Raw genomic sequence first — 20,826 nt, 5'->3', positions numbered from 1 at the left:
TGCTGTCGTGACGGCGGTCCGTCAGGAATCCTCGTCGACGCGCCCGACCGGGAGTCGGAGCCGGTACCCACGCCAGTACGCCTCCGCACCGCCCCACGTCGCCGTGACGCCGACGAAGCCGACGAGCGCGAACAGGTCGCCCACGTCGAACCAGCCGGGGAGCACGTACAGCGCACCGTTCAACACCTTCGCCGGGATCGCGTCCTCGACGGCGGTCATCGCCGCTCCGGGCAGGGCGAGCAGACCGCCGTCGCCGTCGTCCGACGTGCCCTTCGCGTCTATCACCGCGCCCTGGTCGCCGTCGAGGTCGTTCGCGTTCGCGAGCCCTGCGCGCGCCGCGCTCGGCCCGCCCGCGCTCTCGTCGCCGGTACCGAGCCGTTCGGCGTCGTAGGGGAAGTTGAGCCTCGCGCTCCAGACGGCGTCGCCGTCCTCGTCGATCTCGACGACGCGGTTGCCGTGCGTGTCCGTGACGAGCGTGTGGCCGTTCGGCAGGCGGTCCGCGTCCCGGGTCCACTGCGCCCGGTCGTCCTTCCACACCCAGCTCTCGCGCCACTCGCCGTCGATGCGCTGGTACTCCACGACGCGGTCGTTGTGCGAGTCGGCGACGAGAACCGCGGGACCGCCTCGGGACTCGGGGATGTAGTCGGGGTTGTGCTGGCCGAAGAGGCGGCTGTGGTTGCCCTCGTCCCCGAGCGTCCAGTCCTCGACGACGCCCGTCGTGCGGTTGATGAACACGACCTCGTCCTGGTTGCGGATGCTCGCCATTATCCGGCCGTCGTCGAGCACCTCGACGTCGTTGACGTGCGTGAAGTCGTAGGGGTACGGCCCGCCGCTGTCGTGGGAGTAGTGGGCGAGCGCCTGCCACGTCCACGTGATGATCTCGCTGGAGGTGTTGACGACGAACACCTGGTCGCGCTCGATGTCGGCGACGGCGAAGTGGGTGTCGTTGATGCGGTCGACGTCGTGCCAGCGGTTCGTGTACGGGAGGCGGAAGCCCTCGTACGTGGGGACGACGCGACTGTACAGCCGCGTCACCTCGTCGGTGGACATGTTGAGGCGCTCGACGACCATCCGGCGACAGCGCGTCGCGCCGTCGCACTCGCGCTTCGAGAGGTCCTCGGCGCCGACGTACGTGACGGTGTACTTGCCGGCCGGACTGGGGTCCACGTCGGAGTAGTAGTCCAGCGTCGCGTTGTAGTACCGGACCTCCTCGTCGGGGCCGAGTGCGACGAGCTTCGACCCGACCGTTGGCGTCCTGTGGTCGGTGACGACGGTGAGTTCGTCCGCGGGAACCTCGGTGATGCCGTGGGGGCCGTCCGTCGTGTCCGCGCCGCTCGCGGCCCCTGCGCCGATCTGTCCGACGAATCCGGCGACCAGGACGCCGGCGCAGACGACCGTGAGGAGGACGAACAGTGCTCGCAGTCGCTTGCGGGGAACCATCTATCAACGTTCCGTCGTCATCCGTGATAAATCCCGTCGCACCGCTGGCGCAACAAGGTCTCGGGTGCCGTCGACGCGAGCCAGCGGCGGACCGTTCCGCGGTGACGCTTCGTCAGTCATCGTCGTGCTTCGGCGACCAGGACCGTCGGCGTCCCCCGGTAGGTGACGAACCGGAGGAGGAGTCGAATCCGACCGGGCGACCGGACGACCAGCGGGTCGTCGTCCGAACGCACCTGCCAGCCGTCCCCTTTCCTTTCCGCCGCCACCCGCACGTCGAACGGGACGCGCTCGACGCGCGTCCGCCCGCCGGCGACCCGGTAGGCGAGGACGTCGCCGTGCGCGTCCACGGACCGAGCGTCGCGGCGTGCGTCCGCTGGCGGTCCCTCCTCCACGTCGGGTGGCCGGTCGCGGTCGGGGACGCCACCGACCGCGACGAACTCCAGGCGGGCGCCGGCGGCCGACGCGGACGGAATCACGAGCGTGACGCTCCTGCGTGCGCCGCGTTCGTCGACGGCGACGGGGTCGTCGGCCGTCACCGCGTGCATCGCCCGCGAGAGGCGGCCGAGTTCGCCCTCGACGGCGCGCTCGGTGCGCGTCGTGCGGGCGTCCTCGACGGCGGGGAACGCGAGTGTACACAGCGCGAGCGCCAGCGAGACGGCGAGCACCGTCCGGACGATCACAGCCGCTCCCGGAGCCGGTCGACGAGCGAGCGGTCCGCGCCGTCCGTGCCGTCGTCCTCGCGGCAGGCAACGTCGCGTGGTCCGGTCGCGACCGGGTCCGGTGCCGGCGCGTCGGGCGGGGCGTCGACCGCCTCGGCCTTCGCGAGCGCGGCGTCGGCGCGGCGCTCGACGTCCTCGTTGACGGCGCGAATGGTGCCCACGTACCCGCGGACCGCCTGGACGGCGGCGTCGAGTTCGTCCACGCGCGATTCGAGGTCGTCCAGTCGCGCCGCGAGGTCGTCGGTCGTCGCTTCGAGTTCGGCCTGGGCGTCGAGGTCGGGCAGTTCCTCGGCGTCGGCGAGCGCGCGTTCGACCGTGCGGAGACGCTCGTCGAGTGTGTTGGCGTCGGGCATCGCTGGTCCTGGCCCCGTGCTGGTACTTAAGGTTCGAGTTCCTTTCCTAACTGCACCGTTCAGATCAGGTTATTAGATACGAACGCAAGCACTTCCAGCCAGGTTTCGACGGTGTGGTCGCGGCGATACGGAAATGATTCGTAACTAGCTGGTGCGGCGTTTCACCTTCTTGAAGACACGTTCGATGCTGTTCCGATTTCCATGGGTGACGTGCTGAAGTCGGAGGTTAAGTTCAAAGAGTTCAGCCTGTAACGGTGGGCCATCGACGAGAAGCACAACGAAGACGACGCGGTGTTTCTCTTGCAATCCGGTGAGGAACTGCTTGGTGACGACGATGGTGAGCGTGGGATTGAGCCTTTTGATTGCAGCACGTGGAGCCTGTGCGCATTGCGTCGGGAAGAATATATAGAAAAACTACATAAAATATACAACTCCTCACGTCGTGCCCTACACGTCATGAGACAAGGTTCATTCAGCTACTATGGCATCGCATATTTAGTTATCCTTCAAGTATTCCTGATTATATTCGGCTTTCATGCTGTCCTATCCAGTCCACGCACTGCAATTGCTCTTGGGGTATTCGGACTTGGTGGCGTTGCATTTCTTATGGCCGGCCTCAACATTGAAATAGGCGACCATACTTTCCGTTCTTTCGCTGCTCTCGGATATTTCGCAACTGCCGTGTCGTTCGTTGGGTTAACAGTACTTGGGGAAGTATGGGAGTCACCCACCAACATCTATCCCGATTTTCTACTGATCGGAATGCTCTTTCTTGGTGGTGTGATGCTTGTTCGAATTGGCGTTGACATCGCGACAGGCGGCGAACAGATCGTGACAGTCGAATCACGCAACTCCGGATGAAACCCTGTCGAAAAAGAGGGTCCGTCCTGCAACGAGAATGGTTCGATCATTGTTTTCCACTGCTGTGTTTGAACTGACACTCTAACTTCGAGTACGGTCCGATTCTCGCTAGGCGCGGCGCACTGAAGCTAGCGACTGGATTAAGTTTACGTTCGTCGAGTCAGTGCCGACTTCGCATGAAATCAGCGGACCTGAACAGTGCTCTTTCCAATGGGATTGTAGTCCTGGACCGCAACCACCCCTGTCACACGTCCGTTCGTTGACAGCCTTCTTCCTGGGGGTGGCCGTCGGAAAATTCATTACCCGACGATTAGAGGATTGTTTCATGAAGGTCGTCCTGATAGGTGTGGGGCAAGCTGGGGGGAAGATAACCCAGCGGCTGGTGGAGTTCGACAGTCGGATGGAGTTCGGTGCAGTGAAAGGCGCGCTCGCGGTCAACTCGGCGGAGGCTGACCTCCGGGAGCTCGACCTGGACACGCAGCTGGTCGGTCGGGACCGCGTGAACGGTCACGGCGTCGGCGGCGACAACGAGCTCGGTGCCGAGGTGATGCAGGAGGACGCACAGCAGGTCATGGGGTCGCTCGACGGCCGCATCACCGCCGAGGCGGAGGCCATCTTCGTCGTCGCGGGTCTCGGCGGCGGCACGGGCAGCGGCGGCGCGCCCGTGCTCGTCCACGAACTGCAGCAGGTCTACGGGATGCCGGTGTACGCGCTCGGCGTCCTCCCCGGTCGCGGCGAGGGCGCGATGTACCAGGCCAACGCCGGCCGCTCGCTGAAGACCGTCGTCCGCGAGGCGGACGCGACGCTGCTCATCGACAACGACGCCTGGCACTCCGCGGGCGAGAGCATGGGCGAGGCGTTCGACGCCATCAACGAGTCCATCGCGCGCCGCGTGGGCCTGCTGCTGGCGTCCGGCGAGGCGGTCGAGGGCGTCGGTGAGAGCGTCGTCGACTCCAGCGAGGTCATCAACACGCTCCGGTCCGGCGGCATCGCGACGCTCGGCTACGCCGCCGCTCCTGCCGACGAGGACAGCGCCGAGAACGTCAACACCATCACGAGCAACACGCGGCAGGCGCTGCTCTCCAACCTCAGCCTTCCGAACGCGGTCGAGGCCGACTCCGCGCTGCTGGTCATCGCCGGCCAGCCCGACCGCATCTCGCGGAAGGGCGTCGAACGCGCCCGCCAGTGGGTCGAAGAGCAGACCGGCAGCCTCCAGGTGCGCGGCGGCGACTTCCCGCTGGAGAGCGAACGCCTCGCGTCGCTCGTCCTGCTCGGCGGCGCCGAGCGCTCCGACCGCATCGACGAGTTCATGGAGCGGGCGAAGCAGGCGAGCAAGCAGCAGGAGCGCGTCGACCCTGCCGAGCAGTTCCACAACGAACAGATCGACGACCTGTTCTGACCGTCGGTCGCGGGTCTCCCCCTCGCCCGACTCGCGTCCGCGTCGGGCGTTGCGGCAGATTTTTGCGGTCGCCGTCCACCACTTCGGACATGGTATCGGAACTGTTCGACGGGGACCGCTGGGAGGAGATCGATGATCTCGACCTCCGCGACGTCACCTACCATCGCGCGAAAGACCAGGGGACCGTCCGCATCGCGTTCGACCGTCCCGCAGTGCGCAACGCCTTCCGCCCAGAGACGGTCGACGAACTGTACGCGGCGCTCGACCACGCCAAGCGCCAGACGGACGTCGGCTGCGTCCTCCTGACGGGCAACGGCCCGTCGCCCAAGGACGGCGGCTGGGCGTTCTGCGCCGGCGGCGACCAGTCCATCCGCGGCGAGTCCGGCTACGAGTACCGCGACGAGGACGGGAGCGACAGCAAGGACGACGACGCCGCCGAATCGGGCGTCGGTCGCCTCCACATCCTCGAAGTGCAGCGGCTCATCCGCCACATCCCCAAGCCGGTCGTCTGCGTCGTCCCCGGATGGGCGGTCGGCGGCGGCCACAGCCTCCACGTCGTCTGCGACCTCACCCTCGCCAGCGAGGAGCACGCGAAGTTCCTCCAGACCGACCCCGACGTCGGCAGCTTCGACGGCGGGTTCGGCTCCGCCTACCTCGCCCGCCAGGTCGGCCAGAAGAAGGCCCGCGAGGTGTTCTTCCTCGGAAAGACCTACTCCGCCGCGGAGGCCGAAGAGATGGGTATGGTCAACGAGGCGGTCCCCCACGAGGACCTGGAGGACGTCGCGCTGGAGTGGGCAGCGGAGATCAACTCGAAGTCGCCGACCGCGATGCGGATGCTGAAGTACGCGTTCAACCTCGACTCGGACGGCATGGTCGGCCAGCAGGTGTTCGCCGGCGAGGCCACGCGGCTTGCGTACATGACCGACGAGGCCCAGGAGGGCCGCGACGCCTTCAACGAGGGGCGCGACCCGGACTTCGACGACTACCCCTGGCACTACTGAGCCTGCCCCGCGCTCCCGAACCTTTTCCTCCTGGACGGCCGTGGTGAAACCGGATGAGCGACGCCCATGGACGAAACGGTCCGCAGACCTTCCTGGCGGCCGGACTCTCGGTTTCGCTGGCGTTCGTCGTTGCCGCCGCGCTCGCGTCGCTCCTGTTCGGACTCCTCGGCCTTCCCGTCCTGGCGACGTACGCACTGCCCGGTGCAGGGTTCGTCGTCCAGTTCGCGCGCGGCCTCCGGATGGACGACTGGCCGCGACGCGGAGCGGCGCTCGCGTCCGGCGGTGGGTTCCTCGCGCTGTTCGCCGGCCTCGGTCCGGCGCGAACCTGTGGGGACTCGGCCGCGTCGGCGTGTAGCGTGGGCCTGAACCCCATCGTCCCGGTGCTCGCGTTGGGCGTCTTCCTGACGACCGTGACGCTGGCGTACGACCTCGCCCGCCGATGACCGTCCCGACCGCTCGCGATTTAAGTGCTTCTGGCGACAAGGAGTAGATACGAGCGGAAGACGATCGTTCTCCGGGCTCCTCTCGACAGGAAGCGACAGCTCCGGGTCTGACAGAGGTCGACCGTGCGCGCCGACGGACGGTCGTCGTACCAGCCGGCTGTCACCCTTCGCCGACAGAGACGTGCCTTTGAACTATCCTCGGAGAGAAAGGGCTGACTATGACCGGCGTTCCGGACCCCGCCGTCGACGACCGGCATCCTCCCGAACGGCCCTTCAGCCAGCGTCCCGGCGACAGTGTCGTCAGCCGCGCCGACCTCCAGCGCGACGAGACGGTGCGCCGCTGGGGACCGGTGACGCCGAGCGCGACACAGATCGGTCGCGCAGAGTCGCCCGACGCCGACCTCTCGGAGAACGTCCGTCGACTCCACGAGGAGCGCCACTCGGCGATGGCCGGCCACAGCAAGCGCGTGCACCGACTCGACAAGGTGCGCATCAGCCACGCGCTCTGCAACGACCTGTCGCTGACGCCGTGGCAGCGCGACTGCGTCATCGGCATCATGGCCGACCTCGACCTCACCGCCTTCGGCAGCCAGCGCGCCATCCCGAAGGTCGCGCTCGTCGTCATCCGGCACGTCGTCGACCGCGAGCGCGAGCACTACCTCGGTCTGGACGACCAGGAGTGGATCAACGACCTCCCGCCCGAGCGACTGACCGACCTCTACGACCAGTTCCGCTCGGTCACCGACGAGGACCGCTTCACCGAACTCGCCGAGCGCCACGGCCTCGACGTCACGAGCCTGAACCGCCTCCGTCGCACGCTGAAGGAACAGATCGACGAACAGGACCTCGAGGGCGCGGTCTACGGTCGCAACCCCTACCGCGACCCGAACCTCCCGAGTCTGACGGAGCGCCGGGACGACCTGCCGGCCGACGAACGACCGGACGCAGAGTGACGACGGGACGACAGCGAGAACGAAGTCGTGAGAACCGTCGGAGAACGCTTTGCGAGAACCGCCCGAGAACGCTGCCGCCCGGAGTCGTTCGAGTGCCGCAGAACCGCACTGTCCTCGTATCTACCCGTTGTCGCCAGAAGCACTTAAATGACGCCGCGGTCGACCGCGCCGGCGTTTCGAATCGTTGCAGGTGCCGACACCCTTTTGACACGCCCCGGGTTACGAGGGAGTACATGGTCGCACAGACGATGGATCGCGTTCCGCACGAACAGTAGACGACTAGCTCTGATTATGGGAGGTGCGTGCCGATGCTGACCAGCGGCGACGCCGTCGCGCACACGGGTATCGACGCCGCGGCGCTGAAGCCCGCCGAGTGCGACGTCCGCCGAGCGACGGAGCTCCCGCTCGACACGGTCACCATCGACTACGAGGGCCGCGAGCACCTGCCCGACGAGGAGACGCTCGCTGCGCTCGCCGACGAACTGGACGTCCGCCTGACGACGCCCGTCCGGGCCGACGGCTTCGACCCGCTCGGCGACGACGCGCTCGTCCGCCGACTACCCGCGTCCGTGGGTCGGGTGCTCGTCGCGGGCCACCCGGCGTACCTGACCGACGACGAGCAGTCGCGGGCGGTCGCGCCCCGGCTCGGGGCGGCCGTCGAGGAGGACGCCGACGCGTGGGTCGGCACGGAGAGCGTCGAGCGGATGGCGCTCGCGACCGGCGCGACGCAGTTCGAACTCCTGTCGCGGTCGACGGTGCGCGACCTGAACGCGCTCCGGGCGGCCGGCTTCACCGGCGACGTCGCCGTGTACGCGCCCACGGTGCTGACCGACGACGAGGACGCCGTGCTCGACGCAGTCGGTGCGTACGTCTCCCGGCGCCCGCCCGTGGCGCGGGCGCTGCCCGACGACGCGGCGACCGACAGCAGTGCGACGGGACGGGCGCGCGAGGTGCTGCTCGCGGCGAGCGGCGACTTCGCGCTGGTCGGGACGGCCGAGACGGTCCGCGAGCACGTCGCCGACCTGAAGTCGGCCGGCGCGGACCTCGCCGTCGGCTACCCCGCGCGGGGCATCGAGGCGTTCCTCGACTGAGGCGCGACCGCCAGTCGAGAGCGTCCGCCGTCGGCCTGCCGCGACACGCAATCCTAAGTTCCGCCGCTCCGACTCTTTCCCGTGACCCTGCTAGCCGAACGCACGACCACGACGGCGAGTGACGCGCTCGCCGAGGCCGAGGTCGCGCTCCTGCCCACCGGGAGCGTGGAACAGCACGGGCCGGCGCTCCCGCTCGGGACTGACTTCCTCGCGGCCGAGGCGGTCGCACGCGAGCTGGCCGACCGCGAGGAGGTCGTCGTCCTGCCGACGGTCCCCGTCGGCGTGAGCGAACACCACCGCCAGTTCGACGGGACGCTGTGGACCGACCCGGAGACGTTCGAGGCGTACGTGCGCGACGTCGTCGCCAGCGTCGCCAGCCACGGCGTCCGGAAGGCCGTCGTCGTCAACGGCCACGGTGGCAACGACGACGCGCTCAAGCGGGTGGCCCGCGACCTCCGGCAGTCCGAGGTGGCGTTCGCGCCGTCGTGGAACTGGTGGAGCGGCCTCGACGACCTCATCGCGGAGCTGTTCGACACGTCGCTGGGCCACGCCGACGAGGTGGAGTCGAGCATGGTGCTGGCCGTCGCGGAGGACCTCGTCCGCGAGGCGGCGCTGGCCGACGCCGAGGCGGGCGCGAGCGACTCGTGGGGCGAGCGCGTCCACGGCGCGAACGTCGGCCTCGACACCGCGGACTTCTCCGACAGCGGCGCGGTCGGCCGGCCGACGAACGCCTCTCGCGAGGCAGGCGAAGAACTGTTCGACCGGGCGACGGAGGAGCTCGCCGCGCTCGTCGACTGGCTGGGCGACCGCGACCTCGACGCGCTCTGGCCGGAGGCTCACCGATGAGGGTCGGCGTCGTCGGCGGCGGTGCGGTGGGCGTGACGGCGGCCCGCGACCTCGCCGTTCGCGGCGCGGACGTGACGCTGTTAGAGAAAGGAGACATCGGCAGCGGGAGCACGGGCCGGGCCTCCGGCCTGCTGTACGACGCCTTCGCCGCGCCGGAGGACGCCCGCGTCGGCGACCGGGCAATCGAGCGCTTCCGCGACTTTTCGGGCACCGGCGACTTCGAGTTCGTCGAGACGCCGTACGTCTGGTTCGCCCGCGAGGGCGACGAGAGACGGGCGACCGCCATCCGCGAGCAGGTCCCGCGGATGCAGGCGGCGGGCCGCGACGTCGAGTTCGCCGACGCCGCCGACCTCGCCGAACGCTACCCCGCGCTGGACGTCGACGACGTCGTGGTCGCCGCCGTCGCGCGGAACGCGGGCCGGACCGACCCCGCGACCTACGCGACGGCGATGGCCGACGCGGCCGAAGAAGCGGACGCGGAAATCAGGACGGACGCGCCGGCCGCGGTTCGCACCGACCCGCTGCGCGTCGTGACCGCCGACGGCGAGACTCGCTTCGACGCCGTGGTCGTCGCCGCCGGCGCGCACACGAAGCGCGTGCTCGCGGACGCCGGAATCGCCGTCCCGCTGAAGCCCTACCGCGTGCAGGCGCTCACTGTGGACGTCGACGCGGACGTGCCGATGCTGTACGACGCGACCGAGGGGTACTACCTCCGCACGCACCCGACGGGGGTGCTGGGCGGGGACGGCACCGAGTACGTCGAGAGCGACCCCGACGACTGGAAGCGCGCGGGCGACGACGACTTCCGCGAGACCATGGTCGAGCGCCTCGACCGTCGACTCGCCGAGGACGCCGTCGCGGAGTCCGACGTCGAGCGCACCTGGGCCGGCCTCTGTACCGCCACGCCCGACCGCGACCCGCTACTGGGCGAACTCCGCGACGGCCTGTACGTCGCGGCGGGATGGCAGGGCCACGGGTTCATGCGCACCCCGGCGCTCGGGGAGGCCGTCGCGCTGGACGTGCTCGGCGAGGGCGGAATTCCGGAGTTCGACCCGACGCGGTTCGACGGCGACGAGGAGTTCGACGTCGTCGAGGGGATGACCGTGGAGTAGCTGGCGGCTACGAGTTGGGGGTCGCGTCGAGAACGGAGTGATAAGGAGGGAGACCGGCAGTCGAAGAACGCCGTCTACGATTCTTCTTCGGCGGATTCCTTGGGGATGCGGACCTGGAGCGTGCCGGCGTCGGTCAGGGTCGCGTTCGCGGCGGTGGGGTCGACGTCGGCGTCGGCGGGGAGTTCGACCTCGCCGTCGAGCGACATGCCGCGGCCGGGGAACACCATGCCGTAGCCCTCGTGGAACTCGCGGAACCGGTCGACGCGGACCAGCACCGCGCCGTCGGCGAACCGGACCTGGACGTCGCTGCCGGTGGCGCCGGGCGCGTCGAAGACGACGAGGTAGGCGTCGTCGCTCTCCAGCAGGTCGGCGGGCAGCGGGCGCGACTCCTGCATCCTGCTCGCGGCGCGGCCCACCCGCTGGAAGACGGCGTTGCCGACCGAGCGGCCGATGTCCCGGAGCGTCATAGCTCGATCTCCTCCAGGCAGTCGGTGCCGCCGCAGTACGGACACTGGAAGTCGCTCACGCCCACGTCGTCCGGCATGTCGTACGTGTAGTGCAACTCGAACATGTCCAGTTCACAGCCCCCATCCGTGCATTTCACCTCGAGCGTCGCGGGCATGCCCGAAGATAACGGCCGGGCGACTAATAAACGCGCGGACTCCGGTCGTACTGCGGGTCGTCTCGCTGTGTGGCGTTCCCACGAGTGAGAGTGCCCGGTGACTTTTTGTTACTCGGCGAGCGATGACAGAACTATGAACTCTGTCCGGAGCGCGCTGCGCGACGGCGAGGTCGAGAAGGACACCTACGGACGGCTCACCTGCACGGAGTGCGACGAGTCGGTGAAGACCCGCAACGACCCGGACGAGGTGTTCACGGTCAAGTACTGTCCGGAGTGTGGCGCCGAGTGGAAGGAGCTGTAGCTACTCGAAGACCGCGTCGAAGGCGTCGGCACCCATCGGGTCGTAGCGCCCGGCGTCGACGTTCTCGCGGACGTGTTCGACGTCGCTCGCGCCGACCAGCGAGCAGGTGACGCCGGGCGCGCTCCGCGCGAAGTTGATGGCGCGCTGGGCGGCCGTCTCCCCGGCCAGGCGCTCGTCGACGTCCTCCGGCAGTCCTCTCGCGAGGTCACCCTGGCCGATGCTGGCACTCGTGAAGACGTTCAGACCGGCCTCGTGGGCGAACCAGAGCGCGCTCTGGTCGCCCTCCGGCCCCTGCTGGGACTCGACGGTGAACCCGTCGGCCATGTGGACGTTGAACGGCAACTGGATGGCGCGGAAGTGCGTCGCCGTGTTCTCCGCTCGCTTCGCGGCCTTGCGGGCGCGCGAGACGACCTCGGGCAGCGAGAGGTAGTCGTCGTGGTCGCGAGGGACGCGGAAGGCCGTCCAGGTCGCCACGCCGTAGCGGTCCAGGTCGCCCGCCGCGGCGCGTTTCTCCAGCCGCGTGAACGTCTCCTCGAGCTGGTCGTAGACCGCCTCGCGCGAGCGAGCGTTGAGTTGCGTTTCGGGGTTGTGGACGTAGTAGAGGTCGACGCTGTCGAGCCCGAGATTGTCGAGCGACCAGTCGAGCTGGGTGTCGACGAACTCCGGCGCGATGGCGTGGCTGCCGCGCGCGAGGTCGTCGGCGTCGACGAGTCCGGGCTCGACGAACTCCTCGCGGACGTACGTGCCGGGGTCGTCGGGCCGCTCGCCGTCGAAGGGGACGAAGCCGCCCTTCGTCGCGACGAACACCTCGTCGCGGTCGACATCGGCGTCCGCGATGGCTTCGCCGACGACGCGCTCGCTGCGCTGGCAGCGGTAGTTGATGGCCGTGTCGACGACGTTGACGCCGCTCTCCAGCGCGGTCGTGATGGCCTCGCGGTAGTCGTCGTCTACTGCGTCGGTCGGGTCGCCGAGGTAGGTGCCGAGGCCGACGCTGGAGACCGCCAGGTCGTCCAGTCGCCGGAAGTAGGTGCGCCCGAACTCGTCGCCGAACCGTCCCTGGTACTCGTAGGTGCCGTCGTCGGTCGCCATGTGGGCGCGTTCGTGGCACGGCCGTATAAGCGCGCGGAGTCTTCTGGACGACGGTTGGGAGACGGCAGGTCCAGGAGAGTGGCGTCAGTCGAGCAGGGTTCGGGTGCTGAAATGACCATGACGCTTCCGAAAGCCCCCGCGTGCTCGACTCCCGGGTTCTGGACGACCCGCTCCGCTCGTCGTCCGTCGTCCCGTTCGCTGCGCTCACGGGACCCTCGCTGCGCTCCTCGCCGCCTGCGGCGGCTGCGGTGCTTGCTTCGTCCAGGTTCGTCGAGCCCGCGGCCCCTTTCAGTCCCACCCAGTGTCGCTTGTCCGGCCGGCCGAAACGGGAGCTTTCGAGGTCGTCACAACCATCACAGAAGTACGACTGCGCGATGCCGGGTTTCCCTCCCGTTCCGGGGACAACGTACAGGGGGCTGGACGTCGTGGCCCTCCCATGGTTCGGTACGAGTTCGAGGGGAACGGTCCCGCGGTCGACGAGAGCGCGCAGGTCGCCCGCGACGCGACGCTGGTGGGTGACGTCGAGGTGGGCGCGGACGCGAGCGTCTGGCCCGGTGCGGTCCTGCGGGGCGACGTCGCGCCGGTCCGGGTGGGTGCTGAGTCGCACGTCGGCGACAACGCGGTCCTGCACGCGACCGTCGCGGGCGACCGCGTGATGGTCGGCCACGGCGCGGTCTGCAACGACGCCGAGGTGGGCGACGGCGCGCTCGTCGGGTTCAACGCGACGCTCATGGGCGGGTCCGTCGGCGAGCGCAGCATCGTCGCCGCCGGCACCGTGGTCCCCGAGGAGTACGAGATTCCGTCGGAGTCGTTCGCCCGCGGCGTGCCGGCAAGGGTGACCCCGCTCGCGGAGACGTCCGTCGCCCCCGAGACCATCTTCGAGGACTACTCGTCGGGCGCCTACACCCACCTCGCCGGGCGACACGAGGAACTGTTCGACTAGAAGAGGCGACCGACGGCGAAGTACCGCAGGAACGTCTCGACGAAGACGGTGAGCGCGCCGCCGAGCGCCAGCAGCGGGACGGCAGTCGCCACCGGCACCGTCAGCAGGCCCAGCAGGTCGAGCGCGTAGGCGGCACCGGCGATGGCGAGCAGCCAGATGACGACCCCGGTCAGTCGCTCCTGTGGGGGTATCCGCCCGTCTCCGTCGGCCATCACTCTCGTAGTTCCGCGGCGAGGTCGTCCGTTGCCGCCTGGAGGTCGTCGCTCACGTCGACCCGGTAGCTCGCGGGGTCGCGCAGGTCGCGACAGCCGTGGGGTAGCCGACGCCGGCGCTCGCGCGTCCGGTCCTGGATGGCGTCGAGCCCCGGCAGGTCGTAGACGCGCTCGCCGTCGGCGAACACCGTCACGAGCAGCTCCTCGCCCGACCCGTCCTCGCCGCGCAGCGCCAGCACGTCGCGTTCGGGGCCGTCGTCGCCGGCGATGCGGCGGACGCTCTTCGCGCCGGGGTAGGTGGTCTTGCCCGCCGAGAGCTTCATGCTCGGGCGCATCTCGCCGTCCTCCTCGACCGCGACGAGCTTGTAGACGGCGTCGAGCGACGGGGCGTCGCGGCTCGTCGTCAGCGACGTGCCGGGGCCGAACCCGGTCGCCACGCCGCCCTCCTGCAGGAACCGGGCGATCTTGTACTCGTCAATGCCGGAGGAGACGAAGATGTCGCCGTCGACGACGTCCACGACCGCCGTCGAGAGCGCGACGAGGTCGCCGGAGTCGAGGCGGACGCCGACCTTCGCGTCGTACTCGTCGGCGACGTCCATCGCGAGCCTCGCGCCCTCGACGGTGTCGTAGGTGTCGACGAGCAGGACGGAATCGTCGCCGTACTCCTCGACGAAGGCCTCGAAGGAGGCGCGCTCGCTGGGGAAGCTCTGGACCCACGAGTGGGCCATCGTACCGTACGTGGGGAGGTCGAACGCCTCGCCCGCGGCGACGTTCGAGGTGCCGTCGACCCCGCCGACGTAGGCCGCGCGGGCCGCCTTCATCCCGGCGTCGGTGCCGTGGGCGCGCCGCGAGCCGAAGTCGACGAGCGACTGGTCGTCGCCGTGCCGGTCGACCGCCTCCGCCATCCGGGCCGCCTTCGTCGCCACGAGGCTCTGGAAGGCGACCTGGTTGATGAGCAGCGTCTCCAGCAGTTGCGCCTCGAAGATGGGGCCGGTCACCTCCAGCAGTGGTTCGTCCGGGAACACCGGCGTCCCCTCGGGCAGGGCGCGGAGTTCGCCGCTGAACTCGAAGTCCGCCAGCCGGTCGAGGAAGTCCGCCTCGAACCCCCGCTCCGCGAGGTGGTCGAGCGCCCGCTCGCCGAACGACAGCGTCTCGACGTAGTCGACGACCTGCTCCAGCCCCGCCGCGACGACGTACCCGCGGTCGGGCGGCAGGTCGCGGAAGAAGAGGCTGAACGTCGCTCGCGGCTCGTGGCCGGCGGCGTGGTACCCCTGGAGCATCGTCAGCTCGTAGCGGTCGGTGAAAAGCGAGAGGTTCTCCGGCGTGACGTAGCCGAACTCGGCGTCGGTCATGGTCCCCGTGGACGACGGCGACCGGCTAAAGTGTACGGGCGCGGCCCGTCACGCCGGCGAGAGGGATTTACCGCCCGGCTGCCTACCACAGGTGTGAAACCGAGCGAACGGTTCGTCCCCGACCTCCTCCGACCGAAGTGGCGGTGCGCCCGGTGCGGGAAGACCTACTGGCGCAACCGGCGGACGTGTCGCAACTGCGAGGCCACCGTGTTCGAGCGCGTGCGGTGAGGTGCTCGCGTTCGAACGCGTTCGGTGATACGTCCGCCTCAACAGCTAAGCGAACGGCGCTCATACTCACGCTCATGGCACGAGCAGTCAAGCTCCGCGACGTCAGGTCCGAGCTCCAGCAGCTCTCGTACCCGGTGACCCGGGAGACGGCGGCGGAACGCCTGGACGACGTGACCCTGATCCTCGCCGACGGCGAGCGCAACCTCGGCGACGTCGTCGCGAAGGTCCCGGACGAGGAGTTCGACTCGGTGGACGACCTCGACGCCGAACTCCACAACGCGCTCCCGCGCGAGGCGGTCGGCGAACCGTACCAGTCCGAGGGCGAGGGATAGTCGCGGCGAACGACGCCGCAGAACGCGAGCAGCGACGCCGTCGGCCCGTGACGAGGCCGGAAAGCACGCCGCTTAAATGGGCGGCGCGGCTACAGCGGTGCAACGATGGAGTTCTGTGACGAGTGCGGTTCCATGATGAAAGCCGAGGACGGCCTCTGGGTCTGTGGCAGCTGCGGCTACGAGAAGCCGAAGGACCCCGAGGCGGAGTACGTCCTGACCGAGGACCAGGAGGCCAGCGAGGTCATCGAGACCGGCGACGGCGAGGACAGCGGCCTGCCGACGACCGACGCCCAGTGTCCGGAGTGTGGCAACGACCGCGCGCACTGGTACATGCAGCAGATCCGCGCCGCCGACGAGAGCGAGACGCGTTTCTTCGTCTGTACCGAGTGCGAGCACAAGTGGCGCGAGGACGACCACTGATTCTCCGCGGCAGGTGGCCTGCCCTGACGGAGTCCGTTCGGCGACGTCGCTGCTGACGCGTTCCGGCGGCGGTCACGACGGCCAGCGGTCGTGACCGTCCATCAGGACCGCAGCTTCCGCAGTCACCCACGTTGTTCCGGGCGAGATACCGGACCACGTCCCGCCCTTCCGGGAGAGAGCGGAGCGTGCCGAGCGAGTCGGGGGTGACGGGGAGCAGGGTGTGGACGACGTCGAACGTGAACGGGATGTCGAGACTGTCACACCGGTCGAGAGCGGTCAGCTCCCGCTCGCCGTCCGAACGCAGGCGGTCGAACCGCTGGGAGGTCGTGGCACCCTACCCGAGCTCTATCTCGACGCTGGCCGTGACGACCAGACGTGCTTTCGTTGTGCGGCGGTTTCGCTGGATCGCGTCGGCACTACTGGGACGAAGAGACGGCGACGACGGGAGAATCCGGTCGTCGGTGAGTCCGCCCGTCGTGCGACAGGTCGCGATTGACCGTCCGGGTCAGTCCGAGCGCGCGAACGTCAGGAAGCCGGTGTGGCCGACGCCCGCGGTCGACGGGCGGGTGCCGCGCTCGTCGAAGTCCATCTCGCGCTGGATGGTCTCCTTCGTGCGCACGTTCGCGAGGTCGACGCTCCGGGCCGCCTCCGCGACGGCGCGGGCGTCCTCGACGAACGGCGAGTAGACGGCGAGCGACCCGCCGTCGTCGAGCAGGTCCGGTGCGTGCTCGACGACCGCCGGGGCGTCGGGCGTGTCGAGCGTGAGCGTGTCGAACCCGCCGAGGTCGTCGACGTGGTCGAGCAGGTCGCCGGTCCGCACGTCGACGACGTCGTCGACGTCCGCCATCGCGACGTTCTCGCGGGCGACCTCGGCGAACTCGGGGTCGCGCTCGTAGGTGACCACCGTCGCGTCGATGCGGCCGAGGTAGGACGCGAGCACGCCGGTCCCGGTGCCGGCGTCGAGCACGCGGTCGCCCGCCGCGACGCCGGTCTCGCCGACGATGAGCCCGACGTCGCGCGGCATCATCGGCGCGCCCGTGCGTTCGAGGTGGTGGAACAGGTCGGGGCCGCGCAGCTTGCGGACGGTGAACGGCTCGCCGAGATGCGTCTCCAGGGTGTCCCCGGGTTCGACGTCCTCGGGGACTTCGAGGACGCCCAGGTCGGTCTGGAGCTCCTCGCCCGGTTCGCGCAGGTACTCCCGGTCGCCGTGGACGAGTAGGACCGTCACTCCAGTCGCTCGACCGCCGCGGCGAGGTCGCCGTCGGTCTCGTCGAGGGCCTCGCGAGCGTCGTCCTCGGGGACGCCCGCTCGCTGGGCGACGATCTCGACGTCGGCGTCGGGAATCTCGCCGGCTGCACCCTCGTCCGCTTCCTCCGCTTCGACGGCATCGCCGGCGGACGCTTCGCGCGTCTCGGCGTCGCCGACGATCTGGTACGTCTGCTGGCCGCGGGCGTCCATCCGGGTCACGTCGGGCGCGTCGAAGACGAGTTCCTCGCCGTCGGCCGTCCGGATGACGACCTCCTCGGCGTCGAGTTCGTCGACGTCGATGCCCATCTGCTTCATCATCTGCTTCATCTTGCGGGGATTCATCCCCCCGCCACCGCCTCCTCCGAACATACGGGAATCGACGGAATGGGGAGAGTTAAGCGTGGCGGAGCACGGTCGCCGAACGGACGATCCTCGACGCCGTCTGTGGAAGGAGTCGTAACGACCGACCACGAGCGATTCCGTTCGGTCACGCCGGTCGAACGCTACTGCTGGCACCACGAGGTGGTCGACGCCGCCAGGACGGAGCCGTTCACTCGCCGACGCCGTGACGGACCTTGACGGCCATGCCGGTGTCGAAGTCGCGCATGGCGTCGGCGCCGAGTTCGGCCCGGCCGACGGCGAGCAGGTCGCCCTCCTCGTGGACCACGAGCACCTCGTCGTCCGGGCGGACGGCCGGGTCGACCTCGGCGACGAACTTGGCGAAGACGTTCTTCCCGTCGCGCACGAACGGCTCGCTCTCGTCGCCGACGACGACCCGCGCCGCAGGTGCGGCGAGTGCGTCGGCGAGGCGGCGGCCGCCCGCGGTCCCGAGCGTGAACCGTCCGTCGGTGGTGTAGGTCACCAGTCGCCCGGCGGCGGCGTGTACCTGGCTCGGTCGCCCGGACGACGACCGGCGGATGGTGAGGTCGTCGTCCGGCGGAAACAGCGCGTCCCCCGCCCCGGCACCGAACTGGTAGTCGGCGGTCACCCGGAGGTCGGACAGGTCGTCGGCGTCGGTCATCGCCGGTTGTTCGAAGCGGGGCCGTGAAAAGGCTTCGACGCGGCGGTGCTCCGCCCCGGCGCGGTTCGCCGGTTCGTTCACGTGTCGGCCAGTCGACGTGGCACGCGCGGGAGAGTGATACCCAACCGACAGAACCTTGCTATGTTATACCGTCACGATGTCAGCCGATTTTGGATGCGATTTATTAGTCTTCGGACGTAAGCGCGGATATGAACTCGAAAGAACTGCTGGGAATCGGACTCCTGCTGGCAGGGAGCGCGCTCATCTTCGTCGTCGCGGCGTCCAGTGGCGGGCTCGTGATGAACGCTCTCGGTGGCGTCGCCACGCTCGCGCTCGCCGGCGGTGCCCTCGCGTACGGCACCGAAGGCGAGGACGGCCGCCCGGTCTGAGTCAGAGCAGGAACGTCTCTTCTCGCTCGCTGAGGTCGATGAACTCGTCGCACGCCTCGATCAACTCCTCGGCCGACGACTCCTGGAACCCCATCACCTCGACCCGGACGCCCTCGTGACGGAGGTGGGTAGCCAGGCGCGCGAAGTCGCCGTCGCCGGTGCAGAGGACGATGGTGTCTGCGCGCGACGCGAGCGTGACGGCGTCGATGCAGATGCCGACGTCCCAGTCGGCCTTCTTCGTGCCGTCGCCGAACGTCTTCAGGTCCTTGATCTTCGTCTCGAAACCGATGTCGACGAGCGCGTCGAAGAACGTGTCCTCGTCGGGACTGTCGGCGCGGATGACGTAGGCGATCGCCCTGGTGAGTTCACGGTTCTGGGTCGCCTTCTCCAGTAGCGACGAGTAGTCGATGTTCCGACTGTAGACGCTCTGCGCCGAATGATAGAGATTCTGCGCGTCGGCCAGCACGGTGACCCGCTGGTTCGGGTGGATTGCGGTCATGCGTTGGTGTGATAACTACTCGCATAAAGGGGTTCCCACTCGGAGCCTGCCACGGCAAGGGGACCCCAATCGTGACCTGTCACGGCCTCGGCGTTTCGAACGACGCGAGCGACAGCGTCTCGGGGTCGAGCGCGTAGTACCGCTCCCACGCGGGCGCGAGGCCGACGACGCGGGTGTCGCCGAACGTCGACTCGGCGTGCTCGTGGTGGTGCCCGACGAGACAGAGCCGCGGTTCCAGGGCCTCGAGCAGGTCGTCGATGTACGTGCAGCCGACGTCGTACTCCTCGGAGACGGGCAGTCCGTGGGGCGCTTCGTGGGTCAACAGCACGTCCACGTCTGCCAGTTCCATCGCCGCCTGGACGTCCTCGCGCGTGAAGTGGCGGCGGCGCTCGTCGACCAGGTTCGCGCGGGGTCGGTCGTACTGCGTGGGTGCGAAGTTGCCCGACAGGCCGGCGACGCGGATGCCCTGCAGGTCGACCGCGGTGCTGGCGAGGAGGTTGACGTTGTGGACCTGCGAGTTGCTGACGAGGCCGTTCCGGAGCGCGTCGATGACGTCGAAGTCCTCGTTGTTGCCGGCGATGAACCACGTCGGGACCGGAAGGTCGTAGTACATCAGGTCGCCGAGCTGCAGGGCTACGTCGGGGTCTGCTTCCCGGTAGGCGGCGAACAGGGCCGCTCGCCGTTCCGGGTCGTCGGCGTGGGCGTCACCGAGGACGAGCATCTATCGAAACTAGCTGCAGTGGGCCTCATAAGACCGCCGGTTCACCCGCCCTGTACCGGCTCGTGGCCCGACGAGCGCGTCGGCGGATCCGCCGACGGGAACAATACCTGCCAGCGGCACAAGAGCTAATACCGTCGGGGCTCGGCAAACCAGTATGCGCTTCGCTGCGGCCTCGACCGCGACCGCCGTCGCGACGAGCCGCAGCGCGGTCGGTAAACGCACAAAACGCACGTCCTGCGGTTCGCGGCGGGCGTAGCGTCCCCGTCCCGGACCATCCTCGTTCTGTACAGCGCGACACCCGTTTCCGACCACCGAACCAATGACGCACACACCACTCCGCGGGGTCTACCCCGCGATGACGACCCCCTTCCGCAACGGTAGCATCGACTACGACCAGCTCCGAACCGACGCCCGCCGCCTCGAACGCGCCGGTGTCGACGGCCTCGTCCCGGTCGGCTCGACCGGCGAGAGCGCGACCCTGACCCACGACGAGCACGTCCGGGTCGTCGACGCCGTCACCGACGCCGTCGACGTGCCCGTCATCGCCGGCACCGGCAGCAACTCGACCCACGAGGCGCTCGAACTCTCCGAGCGCTCGGTCGACGCCGGCGCCGACGCCCTGCTCCTCATCTCGCCGTACTACAACAAGCCCGAACCCGAGGGGATGGAGGCCCACTACCGCGAGATCGCCGACGCCGTCGACTGCCCGCAGATCGTCTACAACGTCCCCTCGCGCACGGGTCGGAACGTCGACGTCGAGACGACCGTCTCGCTGGCGAACCACGAGAACGTCGTGGGCTACAAGGCCGCGAGCGGCGACATCGGTCAGATCGGCGAGATAATCGAGCGGACGGCCGACGAGGAGTTCGCCGTCCTCTCGGGCGACGACGCGCTCACCCTGCCGTTGCTCGCCATCGGCGGAACCGGGACCATCAGCGTCGTCGCGAACGTCGAACCCGAGCGCACCGTCGAGATGGTCCACGCCGCGCTCGACGGCGACTACGAGCGAGCGCGCGAACTCCACCACGAACTCGGTCCGCTGTTCCGCGAACTGTTCGTCGAGACGAACCCAATCCCGGTGAAGGCCGCGATGGAGATCCGCGGGTACGGCCCGGGCTCCCTGCGCTCGCCGCTCTCGGAGCTGTCGGACGAGCACCGCGAAGAACTCGCCGCCGTCCTCGACGACCTCGAGGAGGTATCGGCGTGACGCGCGTCCTCGTCACCGGCGCGA

28 protein-coding genes are annotated in these 20,826 nt (G+C 68.9%); 15 read left to right on the top strand and 13 right to left on the bottom strand.

Going from position 1 to position 20,826, the window contains the following annotated elements:
• Positions 1–21: 21 nt before the first annotated feature.
• The 3 genes from NKT36_RS04895 to NKT36_RS04885 all read right to left on the bottom strand — a co-directional run bounded on the left by NKT36_RS04895 (position 22) and on the right by NKT36_RS04885 (position 2,512).
• Complete coding sequence (locus tag NKT36_RS04895; protein ID WP_327052832.1) at positions 22–1,440, bottom strand: arylsulfotransferase family protein; 1,419 nt, start codon at positions 1,438–1,440, stop codon at positions 22–24.
• 116 nt (positions 1,441–1,556) lie between these two features.
• Positions 1,557–2,120 carry a DUF7311 family protein gene (locus NKT36_RS04890; protein ID WP_327052831.1) on the bottom strand — a complete coding sequence of 188 codons (564 nt, stop codon included), beginning with the start codon at positions 2,118–2,120 and terminating at the stop codon, positions 1,557–1,559.
• Complete coding sequence (locus tag NKT36_RS04885; protein WP_327052830.1) at positions 2,117–2,512, bottom strand: DUF7310 family coiled-coil domain-containing protein; 396 nt, start codon at positions 2,510–2,512, stop codon at positions 2,117–2,119. Before NKT36_RS04885 ends, NKT36_RS04890 begins: the two co-directional genes overlap by 4 nt.
• 456 nt (positions 2,513–2,968) lie before the next feature.
• On the opposite strand from NKT36_RS04885, the gene NKT36_RS04880 reads away from it, so the two are divergent.
• The 8 genes from NKT36_RS04880 to NKT36_RS04845 all read left to right on the top strand — a co-directional run bounded on the left by NKT36_RS04880 (position 2,969) and on the right by NKT36_RS04845 (position 10,218).
• Positions 2,969–3,373 (top strand): hypothetical protein, encoded by a 405-nt coding sequence (locus tag NKT36_RS04880; RefSeq protein WP_327052829.1) that lies wholly within the window; start codon positions 2,969–2,971, stop codon positions 3,371–3,373.
• Positions 3,374–3,698: 325 nt separating this feature from the next.
• On the top strand, positions 3,699–4,772 hold the full coding sequence (locus NKT36_RS04875) for a tubulin/FtsZ family protein (RefSeq protein ID WP_327052828.1): 1,074 nt from the start codon (positions 3,699–3,701) through the stop codon (positions 4,770–4,772).
• Positions 4,773–4,861: 89 nt separating this feature from the next.
• On the top strand, positions 4,862–5,773 hold the full coding sequence (locus tag NKT36_RS04870; RefSeq protein ID WP_327052827.1) for a 1,4-dihydroxy-2-naphthoyl-CoA synthase: 912 nt from the start codon (positions 4,862–4,864) through the stop codon (positions 5,771–5,773).
• Between the two features lie 53 nt (positions 5,774–5,826).
• Positions 5,827–6,216 (top strand): hypothetical protein, encoded by a 390-nt coding sequence (locus NKT36_RS04865; protein ID WP_327052826.1) that lies wholly within the window; start codon positions 5,827–5,829, stop codon positions 6,214–6,216.
• A 218-nt stretch (positions 6,217–6,434) separates the two neighbouring features.
• Positions 6,435–7,169 carry a DNA-directed RNA polymerase subunit epsilon gene (locus NKT36_RS04860; RefSeq protein WP_327052825.1) on the top strand — a complete coding sequence of 245 codons (735 nt, stop codon included), beginning with the start codon at positions 6,435–6,437 and terminating at the stop codon, positions 7,167–7,169.
• A gap of 308 nt (positions 7,170–7,477) precedes the next feature.
• Entirely contained in the window at positions 7,478–8,260 is a 783-nt protein-coding gene (locus NKT36_RS04855; RefSeq protein ID WP_327052824.1) for a DUF7388 family protein, read from the top strand.
• 81 nt (positions 8,261–8,341) lie between these two features.
• On the top strand, positions 8,342–9,106 hold the full coding sequence (locus NKT36_RS04850) for a creatininase family protein (RefSeq protein ID WP_327052823.1): 765 nt from the start codon (positions 8,342–8,344) through the stop codon (positions 9,104–9,106).
• On the top strand, positions 9,103–10,218 hold the full coding sequence (locus NKT36_RS04845; RefSeq protein WP_327052822.1) for an NAD(P)/FAD-dependent oxidoreductase: 1,116 nt from the start codon (positions 9,103–9,105) through the stop codon (positions 10,216–10,218). The genes NKT36_RS04850 and NKT36_RS04845 overlap by 4 nt, the downstream gene beginning before the upstream one ends.
• A gap of 74 nt (positions 10,219–10,292) precedes the next feature.
• Here NKT36_RS04845 and NKT36_RS04840 read toward each other — a convergent pair whose 3' ends face one another.
• A complete protein-coding gene (locus tag NKT36_RS04840) occupies positions 10,293–10,685 on the bottom strand; it encodes an Hsp20/alpha crystallin family protein (RefSeq protein ID WP_327052821.1) in 393 nt (130 codons plus the stop codon).
• Positions 10,682–10,840, bottom strand: coding sequence for a DUF7559 family protein (locus NKT36_RS04835; RefSeq protein ID WP_327052820.1), 159 nt, complete (start codon positions 10,838–10,840; stop codon positions 10,682–10,684). The genes NKT36_RS04840 and NKT36_RS04835 overlap by 4 nt, the downstream gene beginning before the upstream one ends.
• A 133-nt stretch (positions 10,841–10,973) precedes the next feature.
• Here NKT36_RS04835 and NKT36_RS04830 point away from each other — a divergent pair, with 133 nt between their 5' ends.
• Positions 10,974–11,141 carry an HVO_0758 family zinc finger protein gene (locus NKT36_RS04830; RefSeq protein WP_327052819.1) on the top strand — a complete coding sequence of 56 codons (168 nt, stop codon included), beginning with the start codon at positions 10,974–10,976 and terminating at the stop codon, positions 11,139–11,141.
• On the opposite strand, the gene NKT36_RS04825 is transcribed toward NKT36_RS04830, so the two are convergent.
• Positions 11,142–12,230 carry an aldo/keto reductase gene (locus NKT36_RS04825; protein WP_327052818.1) on the bottom strand — a complete coding sequence of 363 codons (1,089 nt, stop codon included), beginning with the start codon at positions 12,228–12,230 and terminating at the stop codon, positions 11,142–11,144.
• Between the two features lie 436 nt (positions 12,231–12,666).
• Between NKT36_RS04825 and NKT36_RS04820 the strand changes: the two genes are divergently transcribed.
• Positions 12,667–13,173 carry a gamma carbonic anhydrase family protein gene (locus NKT36_RS04820; protein ID WP_327052817.1) on the top strand — a complete coding sequence of 169 codons (507 nt, stop codon included), beginning with the start codon at positions 12,667–12,669 and terminating at the stop codon, positions 13,171–13,173.
• On the opposite strand, the gene NKT36_RS04815 is transcribed toward NKT36_RS04820, so the two are convergent.
• The gene (locus NKT36_RS04815; protein ID WP_327052816.1) at positions 13,170–13,385 is read right to left on the bottom strand and encodes a hypothetical protein; all 216 of its coding nucleotides are present in this window, start codon (positions 13,383–13,385) and stop codon (positions 13,170–13,172) included. The genes NKT36_RS04820 and NKT36_RS04815 overlap by 4 nt on opposite strands.
• Positions 13,385–14,737, bottom strand: coding sequence for a nicotinate phosphoribosyltransferase (locus NKT36_RS04810; protein WP_327052815.1), 1,353 nt, complete (start codon positions 14,735–14,737; stop codon positions 13,385–13,387). Before NKT36_RS04810 ends, NKT36_RS04815 begins: the two co-directional genes overlap by 1 nt.
• Positions 14,738–14,830: 93 nt before the next feature.
• On the opposite strand from NKT36_RS04810, the gene NKT36_RS04805 reads away from it, so the two are divergent.
• The 3 genes from NKT36_RS04805 (at position 14,831) to NKT36_RS04795 (ending at position 15,717) form a co-directional block, all read left to right on the top strand.
• Positions 14,831–14,965 carry a SprT family zinc-dependent metalloprotease gene (locus NKT36_RS04805; RefSeq protein ID WP_327052814.1) on the top strand — a complete coding sequence of 45 codons (135 nt, stop codon included), beginning with the start codon at positions 14,831–14,833 and terminating at the stop codon, positions 14,963–14,965.
• A gap of 74 nt (positions 14,966–15,039) precedes the next feature.
• Positions 15,040–15,297 carry a DUF5789 family protein gene (locus tag NKT36_RS04800; protein WP_327052813.1) on the top strand — a complete coding sequence of 86 codons (258 nt, stop codon included), beginning with the start codon at positions 15,040–15,042 and terminating at the stop codon, positions 15,295–15,297.
• Positions 15,298–15,402: 105 nt separating this feature from the next.
• Positions 15,403–15,717: a transcription factor S gene (locus tag NKT36_RS04795; RefSeq protein WP_327052812.1), complete on the top strand. Its 315-nt coding sequence runs from the start codon at positions 15,403–15,405 to the stop codon at positions 15,715–15,717.
• Between the two features lie 505 nt (positions 15,718–16,222).
• Here the strand turns inward: NKT36_RS04795 and NKT36_RS04790 are convergent.
• From NKT36_RS04790 to NKT36_RS04780, 3 genes are all read right to left on the bottom strand, one after another.
• The gene (locus NKT36_RS04790; RefSeq protein WP_327052811.1) at positions 16,223–16,945 is read right to left on the bottom strand and encodes a methyltransferase domain-containing protein; all 723 of its coding nucleotides are present in this window, start codon (positions 16,943–16,945) and stop codon (positions 16,223–16,225) included.
• A complete protein-coding gene (locus NKT36_RS04785) occupies positions 16,942–17,334 on the bottom strand; it encodes a nascent polypeptide-associated complex protein (protein ID WP_327052810.1) in 393 nt (130 codons plus the stop codon). Before NKT36_RS04785 ends, NKT36_RS04790 begins: the two co-directional genes overlap by 4 nt.
• Before the next feature lie 181 nt (positions 17,335–17,515).
• Complete coding sequence (locus NKT36_RS04780) at positions 17,516–17,986, bottom strand: PUA domain-containing protein (protein WP_327052809.1); 471 nt, start codon at positions 17,984–17,986, stop codon at positions 17,516–17,518.
• A 209-nt stretch (positions 17,987–18,195) separates the two neighbouring features.
• Here NKT36_RS04780 and NKT36_RS04775 point away from each other — a divergent pair, with 209 nt between their 5' ends.
• Positions 18,196–18,375 carry a hypothetical protein gene (locus tag NKT36_RS04775; RefSeq protein WP_327052808.1) on the top strand — a complete coding sequence of 60 codons (180 nt, stop codon included), beginning with the start codon at positions 18,196–18,198 and terminating at the stop codon, positions 18,373–18,375.
• A 1-nt stretch (position 18,376) separates the two neighbouring features.
• On the opposite strand, the gene NKT36_RS04770 is transcribed toward NKT36_RS04775, so the two are convergent.
• Both NKT36_RS04770 and NKT36_RS04765 read right to left on the bottom strand, forming a co-directional pair.
• Entirely contained in the window at positions 18,377–18,874 is a 498-nt protein-coding gene (locus tag NKT36_RS04770) for a LabA-like NYN domain-containing protein (RefSeq protein ID WP_327052807.1), read from the bottom strand.
• A gap of 79 nt (positions 18,875–18,953) precedes the next feature.
• Positions 18,954–19,595, bottom strand: a complete 642-nt coding sequence (locus NKT36_RS04765) for a metallophosphoesterase family protein (RefSeq protein WP_327052806.1) — start codon at positions 19,593–19,595, stop codon at positions 18,954–18,956.
• 319 nt (positions 19,596–19,914) lie between these two features.
• Here NKT36_RS04765 and dapA point away from each other — a divergent pair, with 319 nt between their 5' ends.
• Positions 19,915–20,802 carry a 4-hydroxy-tetrahydrodipicolinate synthase gene (gene dapA, locus NKT36_RS04760; protein WP_327052805.1) on the top strand — a complete coding sequence of 296 codons (888 nt, stop codon included), beginning with the start codon at positions 19,915–19,917 and terminating at the stop codon, positions 20,800–20,802.
• Positions 20,803–20,826 lie beyond the last annotated feature (24 nt).

The sequence above is a fragment of the Halomicrococcus gelatinilyticus genome (assembly GCA_024227995.1).
In the GTDB taxonomy this organism is placed as follows: Archaea; Halobacteriota; Halobacteria; order Halobacteriales; family Haladaptataceae; genus Halomicrococcus; species Halomicrococcus gelatinilyticus.
The sequence above is the reverse complement of the archived record's forward strand: the minus strand, read 5'-3'. Positions and strand labels throughout refer to the sequence as shown.

Excerpts from the sequence above, each read along its gene's own strand:
- NKT36_RS04895 (WP_327052832.1), bottom strand. The coding sequence starts at position 1,440 with ATGGTTCCCCGCAAGCGACTGCGAGCACTGTTCGTCCTCCTCACGGTC.
- NKT36_RS04885 (WP_327052830.1), bottom strand. The coding sequence starts at position 2,512 with ATGCCCGACGCCAACACACTCGACGAGCGTCTCCGCACGGTCGAACGC.
- NKT36_RS04880 (WP_327052829.1), top strand. The coding sequence starts at position 2,969 with ATGAGACAAGGTTCATTCAGCTACTATGGCATCGCATATTTAGTTATC.
- NKT36_RS04875 (WP_327052828.1), top strand. The coding sequence starts at position 3,699 with ATGAAGGTCGTCCTGATAGGTGTGGGGCAAGCTGGGGGGAAGATAACC.
- NKT36_RS04870 (WP_327052827.1), top strand. The coding sequence starts at position 4,862 with ATGGTATCGGAACTGTTCGACGGGGACCGCTGGGAGGAGATCGATGAT.
- NKT36_RS04865 (WP_327052826.1), top strand. The coding sequence starts at position 5,827 with ATGAGCGACGCCCATGGACGAAACGGTCCGCAGACCTTCCTGGCGGCC.
- NKT36_RS04860 (WP_327052825.1), top strand. The coding sequence starts at position 6,435 with ATGACCGGCGTTCCGGACCCCGCCGTCGACGACCGGCATCCTCCCGAA.
- NKT36_RS04855 (WP_327052824.1), top strand. The coding sequence starts at position 7,478 with ATGCTGACCAGCGGCGACGCCGTCGCGCACACGGGTATCGACGCCGCG.
- NKT36_RS04845 (WP_327052822.1), top strand. The coding sequence starts at position 9,103 with ATGAGGGTCGGCGTCGTCGGCGGCGGTGCGGTGGGCGTGACGGCGGCC.
- NKT36_RS04840 (WP_327052821.1), bottom strand. The coding sequence starts at position 10,685 with ATGACGCTCCGGGACATCGGCCGCTCGGTCGGCAACGCCGTCTTCCAG.
- NKT36_RS04835 (WP_327052820.1), bottom strand. The coding sequence starts at position 10,840 with ATGCCCGCGACGCTCGAGGTGAAATGCACGGATGGGGGCTGTGAACTG.
- NKT36_RS04830 (WP_327052819.1), top strand. The coding sequence starts at position 10,974 with ATGAACTCTGTCCGGAGCGCGCTGCGCGACGGCGAGGTCGAGAAGGAC.
- NKT36_RS04825 (WP_327052818.1), bottom strand. The coding sequence starts at position 12,230 with ATGGCGACCGACGACGGCACCTACGAGTACCAGGGACGGTTCGGCGAC.
- NKT36_RS04820 (WP_327052817.1), top strand. The coding sequence starts at position 12,667 with ATGGTTCGGTACGAGTTCGAGGGGAACGGTCCCGCGGTCGACGAGAGC.
- NKT36_RS04815 (WP_327052816.1), bottom strand. The coding sequence starts at position 13,385 with ATGGCCGACGGAGACGGGCGGATACCCCCACAGGAGCGACTGACCGGG.
- NKT36_RS04810 (WP_327052815.1), bottom strand. The coding sequence starts at position 14,737 with ATGACCGACGCCGAGTTCGGCTACGTCACGCCGGAGAACCTCTCGCTT.
- NKT36_RS04800 (WP_327052813.1), top strand. The coding sequence starts at position 15,040 with ATGGCACGAGCAGTCAAGCTCCGCGACGTCAGGTCCGAGCTCCAGCAG.
- NKT36_RS04795 (WP_327052812.1), top strand. The coding sequence starts at position 15,403 with ATGGAGTTCTGTGACGAGTGCGGTTCCATGATGAAAGCCGAGGACGGC.
- NKT36_RS04785 (WP_327052810.1), bottom strand. The coding sequence starts at position 17,334 with ATGTTCGGAGGAGGCGGTGGCGGGGGGATGAATCCCCGCAAGATGAAG.
- NKT36_RS04780 (WP_327052809.1), bottom strand. The coding sequence starts at position 17,986 with ATGACCGACGCCGACGACCTGTCCGACCTCCGGGTGACCGCCGACTAC.
- NKT36_RS04775 (WP_327052808.1), top strand. The coding sequence starts at position 18,196 with ATGAACTCGAAAGAACTGCTGGGAATCGGACTCCTGCTGGCAGGGAGC.
- NKT36_RS04770 (WP_327052807.1), bottom strand. The coding sequence starts at position 18,874 with ATGACCGCAATCCACCCGAACCAGCGGGTCACCGTGCTGGCCGACGCG.
- NKT36_RS04765 (WP_327052806.1), bottom strand. The coding sequence starts at position 19,595 with ATGCTCGTCCTCGGTGACGCCCACGCCGACGACCCGGAACGGCGAGCG.
- dapA (WP_327052805.1), top strand. The coding sequence starts at position 19,915 with ATGACGCACACACCACTCCGCGGGGTCTACCCCGCGATGACGACCCCC.